The following is a 17,444-nucleotide window of genomic DNA, read 5'->3' as shown; positions in this document are numbered from 1 at the left end:
TCCGAATATCCCTTTAACTTATTCTCATGCAAAAGTTTAGTGTATTCATGCTGAATCGATTAATCAATCGTATTATTTTATAGACTACGAATTATGCATTACTGGTGAAAAATGTTATCGTTTGGGCAATATTGATGTGAACTCACCTTCAACTTCGAAATAGTCGGTTGTATCCGTTAGTCGGCGGGGGGAGAGATATAAGATAGGCGAACAATATCTTCTGGTGCGTATTGCAGAAGCGAACGGCTAGTCTATGCTCAATTGTAAAAGAGAAATAGTTCAAAACTTTTCAGAACAATAACAACAATGTTTCGTGGGTTGAGGGTGGAAATGAAGCAAATTCTGTTCATTTGGCTGGCGAGCTTGTTCACGATAACAAGTTTCATTTCGCATGCCGCAGAGCCACGACAGGAGGCGACGCCGCAAGAGCGTGCGCGTACGGTATATATCTTTCATCAGCCGATAGTCATGCTGCAGGCTAAATTTGGACTTACCACGCCGGAAGAGCGGGTATTGCGAATTAGAAATACGCTGCGGAATTTCACTGAGGAGGATGTTCGCCAACCTCTCAAACTGGTGTCTGTTACCCGTTATAACCAGCCTGGAAAACTCATCGTGATGAACGGTAAGCCAGTTATGCTGCTTACCGAAGGTGATCTTGACGAAGGGGATGACCTCACGCTCGATCAGGCCGCGCAGCGGGTTATGGCGCGCATGGAGGCGCAGAGAACCGCTCTGCGCGACCAGTATAACCGCAGCTGGCTGGTGCTTTCCGCCATAAAAGCCGTTGGAGGTCTGCTTGGGCTAGTCGCGCTTTGGTACGGTGCATACCGCTCATGGCGCAGGGTAAAACATCTATTTCGGCGACGTATCATTGAGAATCGTAGCTGGATCCCCCAAAGCTGGCGACGCTTTATCGGTGCTATCGAAGCGCGACTTTATGCCACATTCATGATCTTGCTGGGCGTCATAGCACTGTATGTCTGGCTGAGCTGGGTATTAAGCCTGTTCCCATGGACACGCGTATGGGGAGCCTCACTGGGCGATTGGTCTGTGCGCGCTTTTCAGGGCATAGCGCTTGCTGTGGTATCTGCCTTGCCGGGCCTGATGATCGTGCTGATTATTTTTATGCTAACCGCTGTGATTTTGAAACTGCTTAAAGTGGTTCTCAATCAGGTGGCAGCAGGACGTTTGCAACTTCCTGGCATTCATCCGGAAACGGTCGGGGCGACTCGTAAACTGATCGCTGTGGTGGTATGGCTGTTTGCGCTGTCAGCAGCGTACCCCTTTTTGCCTGGCGCTAACTCGCTCGCGTTTAAAGGGATCAGCGTCTTCTTTGGTCTGATGTTGACGTTAGGTTCCGCCGGGGTGATGAACCACGCCATGAGTGGTCTTGTACTGATTTATTCCCGCGCGCTGCGCAAAGGCGATGTGATACGCGTGGCCGATAACGAAGGGCTGGTGAGTGAAATTGGTATGTTGGCCACCAAGATCATTACCCGAGAAAATTACGTGGTCACGGTGCCTAATGCGGTGGTTGTGAGTGGAAAAATCACCAATTTGAGCGCACATGCTCACGGTGGTGGCATCAACCTGACCATCAGCGTGACGATTGGTTATGACACACCCTGGCGACAGGTTCATGCCATGCTAGAGCTCGCCGCCAAACGGGCAAGCTCAGTCGATCAGGCTCAACCACCGCTGGTACGCCAGCTCAGTTTAATGGACTGGTATATCGCCTATGAATTACAGGTACAACTGAAAGCAGGGCAATCATTAGCCGCAGCTCGCAATGAACTTTATAGCCATATTCAGGATGTATTTAACGAATTCAACGTACAGATTATGTCCCCGAATTATGTTATGCAACCCGAGGGTTCAGTCACTGTTGCCAAAGAAAACTGGTATTCAGCCCCGGCGGTTCCTCCTGATGGCAGTAAAAATGTGAGTGCGTAACTTATTTCCGTCCTTCCTGATAGAGAGGGACATTTTGTAATATAAATTGGCAGATAGCGCATGAAAAAAAAATTGATACTGGTATGTTTTGGGCTCCTTATTTCGCAGACCACGCAGGCGAGCGCACTCTACTTCTACGAAATTGGCACAGAAGATACGGCACTGGCAGGCGCAGGGCAGGCTGCTCGCGCTCAGGATGCATCAACGATTGTCACCAACCCGGCCGGGATGACTCGTTTGCCTGACCATATGTTTACCGGGGGAGTTCAGGCGATGGACGGTGATGTATCTTATTCACTTAACGATGACGCCGGACGTAAGAGCCCTGGGGATATTATGCGCTTCTTCCCTAATGCCAGCGCATTCTATGCGCAAAAAATCAATGATGATCTCTATGCTGGCCTCGGCATTTACGGCAACTACGGCCTGGGGATTGACTTTGGTCAGTGGGCCGGGGACAGATTAATCAAGAAAAGCACCATGGTGGCGATGACACTCAGCCCTTCAATCGCTTACAAATTAAGCGATAGAGTGTCTGTGGGCGGCTCTGTAAACATCAACTATGGCTTCCTGTCATTAACACGTAACGTCGATAATACTGATGAAACGCAGAAGGATCACGACTGGGCGTTAGGGTATCGTCTTGGCTTGCTGATGCAGCTGACGGAACAGACCCGGCTTGGTATAGCATGGACGAGTAAGACAGAATACGATTTTGATATTGATGGTAAGGCGCGCTTGCCGAATTTAGCCAACGTTGAGTACGAGCTTCCTGTCTCAGCGCAGGTACGCGCGCCTCAGCAAATTATGCTGAGCCTGGTGCATGATATCAATAAACGATGGTCGGTGATGGGCGATCTCGGTTGGCAGGACTGGAGCCAGTTTGGCGCCCCACAAATTGCCGTGGTGGGGCAGGAACTGGATAAAAATAGCCGTCTGAAGGATTCCTGGCATACGGCATTAGGCGTGCAGTACCGTCCTACCGAACAATGGCGTCTCAACGCTGGTGTTGCCTTTGACAGCACGGTATACGATTCGCAGAGTAACGTAGCGCTGACCTTACCGACGGGTGATGAATGGCGTTTTGCCACAGGCGCCCAGTACCAGATTACACCGCAGAGCAATATTGGCGTCGCCGTCTCCTACTTGCATATGCAATCGTCTCACGTTCAGTCGCCTGCTATCTATAGCGGTAGCTACAACCACCCATATTTATGGTTTGCTAATGTAAACTATAGTTATCAATTCTAATGGGCTGATGTCTTTGCCGTTCAGTGAGCGCGGGGAGGGATGTACAAATGATTTTTTGTGCCCTCGTAAAGGGGCATCACCGCCTTTGTACGGTGGGTGTGGCGTTTATCCTGAATCAGTTTGATTAATTCGCCTGTATATCCTGAGCGCTCGTTATCCACGATCCCTCGGGTCTTTTTTTGAGACCCGGGGGCGATGGTAAGTGGCGCTGGGAAGACGCCCGGCGGTCTGTTTCTGTGACTTGCCAGCTATCATTAATTTACATTTATAAAGCTCTTGGGCCAGTCGCTATTTATTGTCAGTTTATTGAGCAGGAGCATTAACTCATAATCGCTATGTAAGTTAAATTTCCTCATCACCATATATTTATGCGTATAGACCGTTTTCTCACTCACCATCAGTTCTTCGGCAATTTGCATGACTGACATCCCCTCATTTAAATAGCTCATGATGCGGATTTGCTGTGGCGACAGTTTGGTAAGCTGGCAATCACAACATGACCCGGTTGAGTGCCGATAATTTGTCTGCTGCAGCCGGTGCCAGGCGGTATGCATTGCTGTACGTAACTGCGTCACGGAATGTCGGCGAGAGAGAAAGATAATATCCTGAAAGCAAGAGGGTAGCGCTGAGACACGCATGTCATCATCAACAATACCAATCACAATGCTTTTTTTTCGACTCCGCAGTTCAGGGCGGCAAATAAAACATTCTCCTGGGCATAATGCCAGCACAATAACGTCTGCTACCTTCACGCTTTCTGAGGTAAAGTTAAAACTGAAATTAACTTTAGTGTTGTGCTGAGAAAAGAAATCATTAAAAAAAAAGGTCAGTCCACGCCTAAAGAGGGTATCCCACTCTTTTATTACAATGTTAACCATTTACTATACCGAAACATAATTATTAAGCGCAGCTGCATTGGGGGAATAATAGACGCAGCTTTTTTACCCTGTTAGCTTCCTGAAGGGGATGACGACTCACGCGCCTATGACCCGCTATAGCCAGCAACCCGTCAGTTATATTGCATTGTCAAAACGACAACGGCATGAATGGAACCTGGCGTCGGCCTTCCCGCCACTGAGGTCACCATGGCGCTCATCGGAATCGTCGCCGTTCTGTCTGCGGCAATATTTTGCGTGATGCTGGATCCGCTGCCCATCAACAAACCTGTAGTAGCATCAGACATCGCAATGGCTACACGGGTTGCCGTGCCACTGTTTTGGTAATAATTCATGCCCGCTTCCGGGTCAGGCGTTCCGCTAAAACGGGTTGTCACGCTTAGCGTACCCGGCGGACAGCGGGTAAACAGGAGATTAAAGGTAACCGGATCGGAAGATGACCCGGGGGTGAACATGTTTGTTGCCTGGATATTACCAAGATCAACATTCATATTTTCACTCCCCCCGTTAAAGACGCAGGGTGCTGCGATAATCCGACCTGTGACTTTGATATCGACATTGTCTGCCGACAACGCAGGCAATACTATTGCGCATGCCATCAGCAACACGAGTTTATTGATTTTCATTTAACAGCCCTTATTGATAGGTAAGACTCAGCGTTGCGGACGCATTGGCGATGCCGGTGGTTACCGTTGTATTGGTCTGATAGTAGCGTGCGGTTAACGGAAACATCTCCTGGCCGCCATTGGTTCTCTTCAGAACAAGATTATTGCCAAGAATGAGAGGGGTATTGTTATAAACCAGCTGCACGCCAACCCCCTGTGCGACGCCTGCGCTTCCCTGGCCGGTTAACGCCAGCACGGTATTATCGCTGACGTCTGGATTTTGTGCCCCGGAGAGCATGACGTTAATATTGGCACCGGCATCACAGTCCAGAATGAGATTCTGCGTTTTCTGCGCATTAGCGGGAGTTGATCCCACCGCAGTACCAAACTCGCTGACCAAAACGTCCCCCAGTTCAAATACCATATTCGACGTTGTCACCGCGCATGCCACCTGGGTAATAGATCCGGCCCCCGCATTGACGGGGATCTCAGGAGCTTGTTCTCCGCCGAGATATTGCATCGTAAAGGCGACAAACGATGCCAGTTGCCCCGTTACTGAGCCAGATGTTATATCACCAATCTTCCAGAATTGTATAACCGGCTGATAATCATGAATAACCAGCTCGCCTGGGTTTGAAGACCAACTGGACATTGAAGCGTTACCGCGGTCAATATAATCGGTGCCGCTAAATGTCGACGCGCCTGCTTTGGAGTTCATGTAAAAGCCAAAAGAAATACCCACCCCAGGCACATTGGTTTGATAAACGCGCCGCGCGCCGTACGTCGCGACATAGGGTAAAATAGCGCTTTTCATTCCTGAGCTAGACCCTTCATTGCCGGTTGTGACGCAGGTATAAGCATGTGCTAAAGAGCCATATATCTCATTGCTTATCGCCTGGCCAACGGGAACATCGCGCTGAACGATAATATTGCCATAATCCACGGTATAGGGAGAGCCGATGTAAGTATAATCACAACAGAAGCCACTCAATGGAAACAACACAGCCAGCATTAATAATGCAGATCGGAAAAGTCGCATACCTATGCACCTGATATAAAAATTCATTTCAACGTTATCGGCAAACAGCATTATCGATAATCACATCGTTATTCAGCTTCGTCATGTTTATCGAGTAATGAACCCTGCAGGTGTTTGCGGATTGATTTCCCCATTTCACGGTCAGGTTTACCTCGGGATCGAGACCCGTCAAATAGACCTGTCCGCTATCACCCACGATAAAACTGTTATGATCTGTTCCTTCAACGCTGGCCATTGCGCCAAACGGCACTAACTGGCCGTTTCGCTGGCTCAAGGTCATCAACATGCGAACGCCTACGCTTGCCCGATAGTTCGCCCTGACAATCGCGCCACGCGTAGGAACCACGGTTTTGACCGTTTGCTCTAACTCAACGTTAGCCGGTAATGTTTCAGTGATTAATGACACATCATTTTTGCGATAAGGCATTAAGTTAGAGGCAACCGTATATCCGCGATAATCGGTTGTCGCTCCGGTCATATTCTGGATGCCTACGCCGGCAGCCCCGTGGGCGGCAATCAGCACGTTGGTTTCACCCAGGGGCTGAGAAAACGTCACGCCATTGGCATGCGCAACCACACCTCCCTGAATCCCATAATTCAGACGATCGGTATTTTTGTCATAGCTGTACCCGGCTGTGATTTCGCCATAGGTGCCGCGATAATCACCATTCATATTGCCGGTGTAGGCCACGTCGTGAGTGCCGAAACCCTGTTGAATATTCCAGTTGAGCGCATTATTCGGCAAAGCAACGCCATTTAACCCAGCGCTGTGTGTCGTACCGTTATTCTTGCTGGTATTCATGCCATAGTTTGCCCATGTCTGCGGCAACAGTTTTTCCAGGGGAATGCTGATATTCAGCGCCAGCATCTGGTTTTTATCGTCGCTCTGGGGTGAGCTGTATGATCCCGCGCTCCCATTCTTACTCAGCGTCCAGGTCAGGCCATAACTGATACTGTGCCAGTAGTTGTTATACCCAACGCTCCATGATTCCATCGCCTTACCCGAATTCCAGTAATCTTCACGCGCGGCGTTCAGCATCAACGATCCCAGATGGTCTCCCAACCCCTGGCTCAACGTCAGCTCAGCACGGTTGCGGCGTCGGTCCTGAAGCGCCTGACTGTCACCGTAAGAATCCAGGACCTCTTGCATGCCATAGTAGCCGCTGGTCGAATAGCGGTAGCCGGCAATCGCGAAGTTGGTGCCCGTTGCGGCAAAATTTTTACTGTATCGAGCCCGCCATGATTGCCCCCTGGATTTCGGCATATTTTGCGGCGTGGACCAGCCCTGGGTGATATCGCTGGAGATTGCGCCAAAGTCACCCATGTTTTTACCGACGCCCGCGGCGAGGGACTGGTACTTACTCGACTCCTGTAATCCGCCGTAAAACGTAAAGCCATAGGGCAAGCCGAGAATAACGCTCATCTGAGCAAAGGGCGTTTTGTCCACGCTGCCGTTGTAAGAACGATATTGGCCGCCCGTTAACGCATATTTTATTCGGCCTTCACGCTGTAATACGGGAAGGGAGGCAAATGGCACGCTAAAGTGCTGCTCACTGCCATCAGCCTCTTTAATAGTGACATCAAGATCGCCGGCGCCGCCGGTAGGATACATATCCGTGATTTCAAAAACCCCCGGCGCCACAAAGCTCTGGTATATCTGATAGCCATTCTGGCGAATTATCACCTGGGCATTGGTCCGGGCGATACCACGCACCACTGGGGCATAGCCCTTGAGGGAGTCGGGCAGCATGTCATCATCGGAGGCAAGTTGTCCTCCCCGAAAAGGCATGCTGTCGAAGACATCTGCCGGGGCAGAGCTATCACCCAGCGTGAGCTGCGACTGTAACGGGATTATCGTACGCTGAGCATAGGTATAAACCGTCTTCCAGGCATCGTGACCCTGTGAATCGCGCGACCAGGTGGTGTAATTTCTTAACCGCCAGGGGCCAATATTCACGCCAGGACGCAGGTTGGCATACTGATTATCGCTGGTGCTGCTGTTGCTATTTTTTGCCCAGTTATTGGCCCCACTCAGACTGTAGTTGAGCAGGGCGGCGTTAATCCCTTGATCCCAGCGATCCGGCGACACCGCTCCGCGCGCATGCGCTGATAGTGCCGCTTGCGGAATGCTCAATACCAGACGCTGCATGGCAAACTGGAAATCCGTACTGGCCTGAGGGATCGCGGACAGGTTCGCACAGGATGTTTCGCCTTTTAACGCGGGAAAAAGTCCAGTCTTTACTCCCCAGCTTTCTAATTGCTCAATGGATAAACAGGGGACTAATTTGTCATCACCGCCAGGCTCTTTCAGCAACACAAACCTGATATCGCGGGTATCAACTAACCGATCGTCCAGGACGATATCAACATGATAATCCCCGGGAGCTTGCGCGCCCGATTCAAAACCAGAAAGATCGACTTTTACTGTCCCCGGATTATCCAGTTCAACCAGTTCTGGATTAAAAAAATCGCGACTATAGCTATTTTGCGTATTACCGAAGAGCGCGATGGTTATCAATAATGCCAACCGTGGAGAACGTGCTTTTATATAATCCATTGCCATCATCATAAATCCCACTCAGTGTCTTTTCGCCGGTCTACAGACTGGCTTTGTGTTCTGCCCCGGGACTGCCATAATCATTGATAATTTTGAATGTCACTGGCCCGCCCGTTACGCCGGAGGGTAAATCAAACGTCGCTGTGCTACCGGGTAATACATAACTGACATCGGGTAATTTTTTACCTGATAGTGAAATTTCGTTAAAATTCATGACATGCCGAGTCGGATTGTTTACCTGTATCTTATTACCGACGCGTTGCCAGCGTAATTTATCGACCTGCTCTTCAGGGGATGCGCCTTTCATCGCCGCCGGACGGTAGATGAGCTTGATTCTGGTTTTAATGGCAATTTGCAACGTATTGTCAACTTTAGCTGCAGAGGGTATGGCTTTTATATTAAGCCAAAACAAGCTCTCTTTATCCTGAGGTAATGATCCGGTGGCAACAATGCGCTCGACGTTTTGTTGGCCATTATTCAGTCGATATAACGGCGGCGTAATGATGAAAGGCGCCTTTTCGGCACCGCCACCCGGAGTTTCGATCCAGGACTGGATCAGGTAGGGGGTTTTATCAGGATTATTTATGCCAATTGAGGCTTCTTTTTTATTACCATCAAAAATGACCCGCGTACCACCAATAACGACACCGGCCTGAGCAACGGATAAACCAAAACTCAATATCGTGGTGGTAAGCAAGATACTGCGAAGAACATTCATTTTAGACCTCTGGAACATGGGGCCGTATCGACCCCATCAGCTTTTCTGGACAGAAAATCAGTTATATACAATGGAGAAGTTAGCAACAGAGTTGGCCGTACCCGGCGTTACTGATGCCGTGGTGGAGATATATTGCGCGTAGAATTTCAGCGTATTGTCCTGGGTGCTGCTAAGGGTGTAGTTATAGCTGTTCTCACCGTGTAAAGGCAGGTCGACTTTATCGGCGGTCATCAGGTTAATCGCCACCCCTGACGCCGCACTGGAGGTTGAGGTATCAATAGCCAGCAGGTTAGGGTTGGTCAGATCGGGGGTGCCATCAAAGCGTACTTTTGTCGAAGTCACTGTGGTTGGGCAGTTTTTAAGCACGATATTAAAATCCTTTGCAGCCGCTTTTGCGCCACTGTTAGGAAATTCAGTTTTATAAAAGTTACCGAGATTGACCTGCTGGTTTTGCGATGCCACATCGACTTCACAGGCAGTATCAAGAATATTGCCGACGAAATTCACGGTGCCAGCGGCAGCAAAAGCGTGAGACATAGACAGCGCTGCAGTTGCGGTCAAGGCAACTAAAACAAGACTTTTTTTCATTACGTTGTTTCCTTATTAACTTGGTTTGCCACTTATATTCAGGCAATAGGGTGCCGATGAGCGTTACACTCTTTTTGTACCAGCGCCTTATTTATTACTGTGCAGCATGGCAGCCATAATTAATTACGGTAAGATCATGAACTGTTCTGCTGGCTGGCTAAAATTTATCTAATCACTTTCTTAAACTCAAATGATTTGTGGGTCTATAAGTAGACTCTCACTTAACGAATAAGTAACATTCCTTTTTTATTGTGTTTATTAAGGTCCGGTCTATTTTTAGACTCAAAGGTGATGAGGCACAAAATCAATTACTTAGAGTACATCTTTAGCACGGTCTACTTTTGGACCCTAAACCAATATTTCGCGGTTTCTTCATTTTTAAGATAATTCGTCGGGTCGATCAATAAAGCGATCACCGTAGAGGAATTGAGGCAGCATATGAACACGCGCTTAACCACCCCGGAAAACCAGGACAAATCAATTGCCCTGGAATTAAAACCATTTCGGCACATCGAGACTCTGATAAATCATGTGTTGCCAGCGGCAGAAAGAGTAGTGATCGGCAGAGGTGAGGTCGTGCATTATTATAAAGATGATATCCGGCAATGTTTTTTACTATTGCAAGGTAGCGTCGCGCTGCACCGTCGCGGCGATGGCATTGTTTTAAATTCTGAATCATCACCCTTTATTCTGGGCGTCAGTAGTCAGTTTTCCTCAGAGCATCTCTATGTGAGAGCGCTGGAGACGTCAGAGATCGCCCGGGTGTCACTGGATTGTTTTAATCACATCGTGGCGCAACTGGATCTATGGGAGCATTTTTCGAAACTCCTGATTTATACGGCCTCCCGGGTGTATGAGCATTGCGCACAAATCTCGCAGATGTCGGCTTATGACATCATCCGCTTTCAGCTTGTTGAACTGATGCAAGAGCCGGATGCGATACGGCAACAAATTACGGCTGCAGCCTATATTAAGAGCCGAACCTATCTTTCACGGAGCGGGATTATGCGAATTCTGGCAGAGCTGCGAACCGGGAACTACATCACCATGGAACGGGGTATACTTCTTGATATCAACCATTTGCCTCGAAAATACTGACGATGAGGATACCCGCAACAGGAAGCCAGGCTATAATCAGACAGGTCAATCTAAAGGTTATCGGTTATGTCCTCTTCAGCAAAACCTCACAGAGGTTCACCCTACGCGCAAGAGTTGATGACGCATTTACAGCCGTATTGCACGCCACGTAAAACTGAAAGGGGGGAGCAACTGGATTTCAAGGTGAATGGCCAGGGGATGTGTTACCTCATCCTTGAGGGAACCGTAGCGGTTTATCGCCGAAACGATAATATGATGCTGTCCACTGCGCGCAGTCCCGCCGTGTTTGGTCTTGCCAATCTGACGGATATTTACTTCGATGATTACATTAAAACTATCAACTCCTGCGTGATTGGCGAGATCTCCACCGCTCGTGTTCATGACATTATTAAAGAAAAGTCGTTATGGGGGCTGCTCTCAAAGCAACTGATGTTTGTGTATGGCCGACTTTACAACAATGTGATGCCGCAGGGCGCACCGACGGCGTACGAGATGATCCGCCAGCAGTTGCTCAATTTAATCGAAGAAGATGAGAGTTATCGCGCCGCAGTCACAGCGGAACTCTACATCCGTGAGAAAACCCATCTTTCTCGCAGCGGCGTCATGCGCATTCTTGCAGATTTAAAAACGGGTGGTTTTATCGAAATGGAAGAGGGAAGACTCATTAAAATCCATAAGCTTCCCGCCAGGTACTAAATTCAGACACCGTCAGACAAAAAAAACGCCCCTCATCTCCATTTAGCGACCACACCAGGGTCAATGATAATTTTAATGCCCAGGGCAGGGCGCGCCATGTTCTACCCAGTGGGGCACCGATCGGGCGGGATCGTCCGCTTAGCCAGTTTCTTTTGCAAAATGATGATAATAATTGGGGATCCTGATGCGGAAATTGCACATAGCGCCAGCAACGTGTCCATATTCTGGAGCGCCATGCGATGGTCAGGTAACAGAAAAGCGGACAGGAAAAATGCGGCAGTCGTCATCAGATACATCGTGGACGTCTGTAATGAAGAGAATCCCGCTCGTTGGTTGTTATCAGGAAACTGAATCGTAACCGCCGAAGATGAAACCAGACGACTGTAAGCTGCCCCGAGAAATAACGTCATAAACAGCGCCGGATGCGGATAGCCCAGGAAGGGTATCAGCAAGCTCAGAATAAAAACGAGGGTTGACCCGGTCGCCAAACTCAATGCAGAGAAACGAGAGGTTAATGCCCCTGTCATTCTTGTAGACAGATACCCCGCCAGTCCCCCGCCGAAGAACAGCCAGGGCAGCAGGCCTTCAGAAGCCCCCAACAGCTGCGTCATTAATGGCGCCAGAACAGGAATGATCAGCATTGGACTAAACTGTACCAGCGCATTACCGGAAGCAAACAGTAAAGTATCAACATCGAGGGGCAGCGCGTAAGACGTGTCGAAAGTGACGGGGTCCTGAGGGATGACAGTGACGATCAATGGCAATGCCAACAAACAGAGCGTGCTGATTAACCACAACGCGACATGCCAACCGTAATGAGTACACAAAAATAATATAGCGGGCATCCCCACAACGCTTACCAGCGAAAATGACGCAATCACCGTCGCCAACATTTTTCCGCGCAAGTCAGCCGGCGTGTGGTTTATCAAAATACCGATCCCCACACCCATTGTCGTCCCTCCTACCAGCCCTGCGAAGAATCGCAAGGTAAGAAGAAGAGGAAAACGGGTCATGAATGTTGTCAACAGTGTCGCTATGGCTAGCAGCACCATATTAGCGATAAGAAAACGCTTCTTATTGCAACGGTCAACCCAGTAAAAGGCGATAATTCCCGACAGGACGGCTCCAGAGGTGTACATACCGGATACATAGCCTGAGAAGGAGACGGGAACAGCGAAATCCGCGGCCATAAATGTAAAAACAGGACTGAACATCATATATTCCAGCGCATTAGTAAACTGCACAAAAGCGATGACCAGCGCTATCCGTATCAGCGCCTTTTGATTAAATGTTGTGGTGACCCGTGGCATAGCAAGCGACCTGATGATGAAAGATAACCTAGCTTAACTGCTATCAAACTTATCGATTAGATGGTAAAAATGGCACTCATTATTATCATATGTGGGATAGTTGATGCGGCCAGTTCTTGATTTTAATGCGCTGAAAGTCTTCATCGCTGTAGTTGAAAGAGACAGTTTTGTGGGGGCTTCGAAAGCCCTTGAAATGCCGGCATCAAATGTGAGCCGTTGCATTGCTCAGCTAGAAGATAAACTGAATCTACAGCTTATTGAACGCAGTACCCGACATATGAAACTCACTCAGGCGGGGCATCTACTCTATACCCGGGCGAAGCCATTACTGGAAGCGCTTGAGCAAACTGAAACCGAATTAACGTTGCGGCAAATGCAATTCAAGGGGCCACTACGTATCTGTATTCCCAATGAAATCGGTCCTGCACTGCTGGGCGCTATTGTTGCCGATTTCGCCTGTCAGCATCCGGACCTGGAGATAAGTTGCGTCACCAATTTGTCTGGTTATGAATCCCTGCGCGATGATCTGGATCTCGCTGTCATTGTGAGTCGTGGTCAGATGGATGACAGTGACTACATAGCCCGTCATCTGGTGACCATCCCTTGCACCATCGTTGCGGCCCCCTCCATTATCCAGCGTTATGGCACGCCTTCTCGTATACAGCAATTTGAAGAATTGCCCTGTATTACAACGGTAAATGCGCTTAAAGGCGCTCCCTGGCAGTTTGTGAATAAAAAGGGCGGATTCGAGACGATTAAAGTGAACGGTCGTTATCGGGTCAACAGCGGGGAGATGGCAGGGCGAGCGGCCATTTCAGGCGTCGGTTATGCCATCCTGTCGAAACAAGCCTGCCAGCCCTATATTGACGATGGCCGGTTAATCGAAATTGAATTTGAACAATCGGCGGCCCCCTTGCAATTGTTCGCCCTGTATTCCGATCGGCGTTATTTGCCGGCAAAGACAAGAGCGCTTATTGATTTCATGCATCAGAGATTGAGTCATGAATAAGAGGCCATCATCAGCGCACCTGGATGCGCTGTCCCGTTCAGCCGGCGCTCTTGCCGCTCATCACCTCGACTCAAGCACCATTGAATCATTCCTCGCCGATCGCCAAAAAGCGTCTGTTAAGCAGGCTGTCAGCTTATCTTTTTAGCCATTGCCCTGGCGATGGCCGGGGCGCTTTCTACGGGCAAGCTCAGGCCTTCAAGTCCAGAACGACATGGCTGAATGTTTGATAGGTTTTTTCATCTGGCGCTGGCGGAATTTTGGCAACTTTAAGCGCGGACATCACCTGCGCGCAAAATGGCCGATCGCCGTTCTCGACCGTCGGATCCTGCACCGTCCCGTCACGTTGCAGGGTAAAGCGCACCGAGCATTTTTGCCCTTGCCAGGAGTCCGGCTGGTCTATGTTAGCGAAGATAGCCGCCTGGATCCGCGCCAGATAGCGTGAGGCATTGGCCTGCGGTGACGTATCGGCACCCGTTTGATAATCGCGAAGTATCTTATCCACTTCTGCCGATATTTGAGCGTCTTCGGCGCTGTCCGGCGCAGAAGCATGACCCGAACAGGCGGAAAGGAGGAAAGAGAGGGTGCAAACGAGCACGGCGTTGATTTTCACGGACATGGTAAGCCTCCTTGCTGGTGGTGAAACATTTCGTGTACGAGGCGGTTATCCTCTGTTATTCCGCGAGATTATTCAAACGCTGAATGCATCATGCTCGCTTTAAGTGACGCTGTCACACATTTTGGGCTTTCGTCGCGGACGGTTAGGTCATCCAGTCGCGGATCAGGTCACCGTATAGCCGTTCTGCCTCCGCCAGCCGGCTGAGCAGGCAGTACTCGTCGGTTTGATGAGCCATCGACGGCTCCCCGGGGCCGAGAATAATACAGGGCGGGTCGCCCAGGGCAGGCAGCAGCAGCGAGGCGTCGGTAAAGTAGGGCACCACGCGCGGCGTAATCGGCTCAGCGTGCAGCGGCTGACAGCGTTGGTAAACCTGCTTAATCCATGCATGATCCTCCCGGCTCAGGACCGCAGGCAGGTCGACCAGCGTGGTGACCGTAACGCTTTCGCCCAGCAGCGTCGTCAAGCGCTCCCGGATAGCGGCGTGCTGTAAATTGGGCGCGCTGCGGATATCGACATCAAAACGAGTGCGGTCCGGTACGGAATTAATATTGAGTCCGCCCTCTATGCGTCCGACGTTGAGGGTGGGTTGCTTCATCAGGGGATGCGGCGCGCCCGGCGAAAAATGCTGGATCTTACCCAGCGCATCCGCCGCAAGATAGATAGCATTGATCCCCAGCTCCGGCATCGCGCCGTGGGCGGTTTTTCCCCGCGTTTCGCAGCGTAGCCAGAGGGCGCCTTTATGGCCGATAACCGGGTAGTTGGCGGTGGGCTCACCGACGATCAGCGCGCCCACCTCTGGCAACGTCTCGGAGGCGATCAGCGCCCGCGCGCCGTCGCAGCCGGTCTCTTCTCCGCCGGTGATCAGCAATAGTGCGCCGCGCCCGGCGCGAATCGTTTGCTGCTGATGAACGCAGGCGACGGCAAATGCCGCTATCGCCGCTTTCATATCGCTCGACCCGCGTCCATAAAGACGCCCGTCTTCCATCTGCGCACCGAAAGGATCGTACTGCCAGCGGGCATTTCCCAGCGGGACGGTATCCAGATGTCCGGTAAAAGCCAGCGGCTTACCGCTCTTCGACCCGGGCAGCCTGGCGATAAGATTGCAGCGTCCCTCGCCGAATGACGACAGCGACACCTCAAAACCGCTATCGGCAAGCCAGTCGGCGAAGAACCGCATGCAGTCGGCTTCGCTGCCCGGCGGGTTGATGGTGTTAAAGCCCAGCAGCTGCCGGGCGAGCTCAAGGGTAGCGGTCATCAGCGGCGTTCCGTCAGCCAGTCGAGGCAGTTAATCCACAGCTGGCGATAGCCGGGCCATTTGGCAAACTCTTCCGGCAGCCAGTGTGCCGACATGTCGCTGGTCCACACCAGCGAGCGCCCCCGCTGATATTCGCGAATGGCCAGCAGAGGATGATCGGTACCGGCCACGGTCGCCAGCAGTTTACCTTCCGGATGCATTTCAACCTCGTTATAGCCCAGCAGCCACGGCCATTCGCCCGGAATATCGTTAAACAGGGGGTGAGATCCCGCCACTTCAGCAAAGCAGCCTTCCGGGGTTTCAATGCGATCGTCCCAGGCCAGGCAGCGAACCGGCAGCACTTTCTCCACCGCGGTATTACGGTAGCGCGCGCCGCCGTTGATCCCCTGGAAGCTGTAATAGCCGCCGATCATCATCAGCGCCCCCCCGCCGGCCACGTAATCATGCAGGAGCGTTAGACGGTTGGCGGTGCGGCGGCTCTTCAGCCAGGTGTCCGGATGCAGCAGCAGCGTATTGGCGCCGATATCCGAAAGGATGATCGCATCCCAGTGTTCCAGCGCTTCCAGCGTCAGCGGAAAGTCTGTCGCCGCCGCGTGGGCGGGCATATAGGTAATGGCATAGGGACTGTCGGCGAGCGCGGCCAGAAAATCCGTTGCGCCGGTGTGCCAGGTGGCGGTGGCAAACTGGTCGAAGCCTTTAACGTGCGTTGAGGTGCTGGTCCAGGACTCACCGACCAGTAAGATTTTTTTCTGCATGATGACGTTTCCTTTTATCCGCCAAAGACCCGCTGGGGGTTTCCAATCATTAAGGTTTCAAGCTGTTCGCCGCTGACGCCGTGGCGCCGCAGACGCGGAACAAAATGCTTGAGTATGTAGCCGTAACCGTGGCCGCCGTAGCGGGTGAGCATGGTTTTCAGGAAGACATCCTGCGACAACAGAATGTGCTGGATATAGCCGTCGTCAATTAACTCGCGGATCGCGCGGGCGTTTTCCTCGTCGGAGGGCGACTGCGCTGACTCGTCGGCGTAGTAATAGCTCATGCCAATCATGTCGTATTCGAGAAATGCTCCGCGCTGGGCCAGTTCGCGCTGGTAGCGTTTATCGGCAAAGCTGGGGTTCATATGGCACAGCACGGTATGGCGTAAATCGGCGCCTTCCTGCTCGAGAATATCCAGCACCCGATGACCCAGCCGCTCCCAGCCCGGCAGATGGACCTCGATCGGCACGCCGGTCGCGGCGCTGGCCCGACCCGCAGCGCGCAGGGATTTCTCCTCATCCGGCGTAAAACGGCTGGAGATACCGATTTCGCCGATAAGCCCGGCGAGTACCTCCGGTTTCTCCTCCGCGCCGCCAAGATCGTAAATCAGCCGTTCGGTCAGCTGTTCAACGCTGCTGGTCCTTACCCACTCGGGGTGCGAAGGCTCCAGATAGAGCCCGGTGCCCATAATAATGTTCAGACCGGTCAGACGCGCGATGCGCGCCAGCGCTTTCGGATCGCGGCCAATACCGATATTGGTCGGGTCGACCACGGTTTCGCCGCCAAGGGCGCGATATTTAGTGAGTTCCTCAATCGCAACGTCGACATCAAACAGCTGACAGTTATCGCGGCTCATCAACGGATTCAGCGACAGTTCGCCAAGGTTTTCCATTTTCACCGGCATTTCGGCAAGATGGCGATCGCTACAGCAGCAGGGCGGCACCCATTTGCCGGAGGCATCCAGCAGAATATGCTCATGCATCAGGGTGACGCCCATTTCGTTAATCGGCAGCGGGCCAAGCACTGTCATCACGTAACCGCTGCTGACGCCAACCGGCAGCGGTGAGGGATGACGAAAAATTGATCCGTTCATC

The 17,444-nt window shown here is 51.2% G+C and carries 16 protein-coding genes; 5 read left to right on the top strand and 11 right to left on the bottom strand.

The annotated features are described in order from the left end of the window. Positions 1 to 330: 330 nt before the first annotated feature. Positions 331 to 1,956 carry a mechanosensitive ion channel domain-containing protein gene (locus ABLU95_RS04825; RefSeq protein ID WP_348878936.1) on the top strand — a complete coding sequence of 542 codons (1,626 nt, stop codon included), beginning with the start codon at positions 331 to 333 and terminating at the stop codon, positions 1,954 to 1,956. Positions 1,957 to 2,016: 60 nt separating this feature from the next. Next, positions 2,017 to 3,207 (top strand): outer membrane protein transport protein, encoded by a 1,191-nt coding sequence (locus tag ABLU95_RS04820; protein ID WP_132135795.1) that lies wholly within the window; start codon positions 2,017 to 2,019, stop codon positions 3,205 to 3,207. A gap of 254 nt (positions 3,208 to 3,461) precedes the next feature. Here the strand turns inward: ABLU95_RS04820 and ABLU95_RS04815 are convergent, their stop codons facing one another. The 6 genes from ABLU95_RS04815 to ABLU95_RS04790 form a co-directional block, all read right to left on the bottom strand. Beyond that, positions 3,462 to 4,085, bottom strand: coding sequence for a LuxR C-terminal-related transcriptional regulator (locus tag ABLU95_RS04815; protein WP_348878934.1), 624 nt, complete (start codon positions 4,083 to 4,085; stop codon positions 3,462 to 3,464). Positions 4,086 to 4,216: 131 nt separating this feature from the next. Beyond that, entirely contained in the window at positions 4,217 to 4,729 is a 513-nt protein-coding gene (locus ABLU95_RS04810) for a fimbrial protein (protein ID WP_032452877.1), read from the bottom strand. A gap of 10 nt (positions 4,730 to 4,739) precedes the next feature. Beyond that, positions 4,740 to 5,798, bottom strand: coding sequence for a fimbrial protein (locus tag ABLU95_RS04805; protein WP_257394955.1), 1,059 nt, complete (start codon positions 5,796 to 5,798; stop codon positions 4,740 to 4,742). Further along, on the bottom strand, positions 5,782 to 8,316 hold the full coding sequence (locus ABLU95_RS04800) for a fimbria/pilus outer membrane usher protein (RefSeq protein ID WP_348878932.1): 2,535 nt from the start codon (positions 8,314 to 8,316) through the stop codon (positions 5,782 to 5,784). Before ABLU95_RS04800 ends, ABLU95_RS04805 begins: the two co-directional genes overlap by 17 nt. Positions 8,317 to 8,344: 28 nt before the next feature. After that, the gene (locus ABLU95_RS04795; protein ID WP_348878930.1) at positions 8,345 to 9,022 is read right to left on the bottom strand and encodes a molecular chaperone; all 678 of its coding nucleotides are present in this window, start codon (positions 9,020 to 9,022) and stop codon (positions 8,345 to 8,347) included. Between the two features lie 57 nt (positions 9,023 to 9,079). Beyond that, positions 9,080 to 9,610 (bottom strand): fimbrial protein, encoded by a 531-nt coding sequence (locus ABLU95_RS04790; RefSeq protein WP_023289719.1) that lies wholly within the window; start codon positions 9,608 to 9,610, stop codon positions 9,080 to 9,082. Between the two features lie 438 nt (positions 9,611 to 10,048). Here ABLU95_RS04790 and ABLU95_RS04785 point away from each other — a divergent pair, with 438 nt between their 5' ends. Both ABLU95_RS04785 and ABLU95_RS04780 read left to right on the top strand, forming a co-directional pair. Further along, positions 10,049 to 10,708 (top strand): winged helix-turn-helix transcriptional regulator, encoded by a 660-nt coding sequence (locus ABLU95_RS04785; RefSeq protein WP_032452874.1) that lies wholly within the window; start codon positions 10,049 to 10,051, stop codon positions 10,706 to 10,708. A 66-nt stretch (positions 10,709 to 10,774) separates the two neighbouring features. Continuing rightward, entirely contained in the window at positions 10,775 to 11,404 is a 630-nt protein-coding gene (locus tag ABLU95_RS04780) for a helix-turn-helix domain-containing protein (protein ID WP_032452873.1), read from the top strand. A gap of 101 nt (positions 11,405 to 11,505) precedes the next feature. Here ABLU95_RS04780 and ABLU95_RS04775 read toward each other — a convergent pair whose 3' ends face one another. Then, on the bottom strand, positions 11,506 to 12,714 hold the full coding sequence (locus ABLU95_RS04775) for an MFS transporter (RefSeq protein WP_348878928.1): 1,209 nt from the start codon (positions 12,712 to 12,714) through the stop codon (positions 11,506 to 11,508). A gap of 103 nt (positions 12,715 to 12,817) precedes the next feature. On the opposite strand from ABLU95_RS04775, the gene ABLU95_RS04770 reads away from it, so the two are divergent. Next, on the top strand, positions 12,818 to 13,723 hold the full coding sequence (locus ABLU95_RS04770) for a LysR family transcriptional regulator (RefSeq protein ID WP_277475450.1): 906 nt from the start codon (positions 12,818 to 12,820) through the stop codon (positions 13,721 to 13,723). Positions 13,724 to 13,910: 187 nt separating this feature from the next. On the opposite strand, the gene ABLU95_RS04765 is transcribed toward ABLU95_RS04770, so the two are convergent. The 4 genes from ABLU95_RS04765 to ABLU95_RS04750 all read right to left on the bottom strand — a co-directional run bounded on the left by ABLU95_RS04765 (position 13,911) and on the right by ABLU95_RS04750 (position 17,443). Then, positions 13,911 to 14,339, bottom strand: a complete 429-nt coding sequence (locus tag ABLU95_RS04765; protein WP_087827220.1) for a cell envelope integrity TolA C-terminal domain-containing protein — start codon at positions 14,337 to 14,339, stop codon at positions 13,911 to 13,913. Positions 14,340 to 14,481: 142 nt separating this feature from the next. After that, positions 14,482 to 15,594 carry a M20 family metallopeptidase gene (locus ABLU95_RS04760; protein WP_261902440.1) on the bottom strand — a complete coding sequence of 371 codons (1,113 nt, stop codon included), beginning with the start codon at positions 15,592 to 15,594 and terminating at the stop codon, positions 14,482 to 14,484. Beyond that, entirely contained in the window at positions 15,594 to 16,349 is a 756-nt protein-coding gene (locus tag ABLU95_RS04755; RefSeq protein WP_023289712.1) for a glutamine amidotransferase, read from the bottom strand. The genes ABLU95_RS04760 and ABLU95_RS04755 overlap by 1 nt, the downstream gene beginning before the upstream one ends. 14 nt (positions 16,350 to 16,363) lie before the next feature. Continuing rightward, a complete protein-coding gene (locus ABLU95_RS04750; protein ID WP_044523249.1) occupies positions 16,364 to 17,443 on the bottom strand; it encodes a phosphotriesterase-related protein in 1,080 nt (359 codons plus the stop codon). Position 17,444: the final 1 nt, after the last annotated feature.

Origin of the sequence: Klebsiella sp. GG_Kp146 (assembly GCF_040061975.1) — a bacterium.
Taxonomy (GTDB): domain Bacteria; phylum Pseudomonadota; class Gammaproteobacteria; order Enterobacterales; family Enterobacteriaceae; genus Klebsiella; species Klebsiella quasipneumoniae.
The sequence above is the reverse complement of the archived record's forward strand: the minus strand, read 5'-3'. Positions and strand labels throughout refer to the sequence as shown.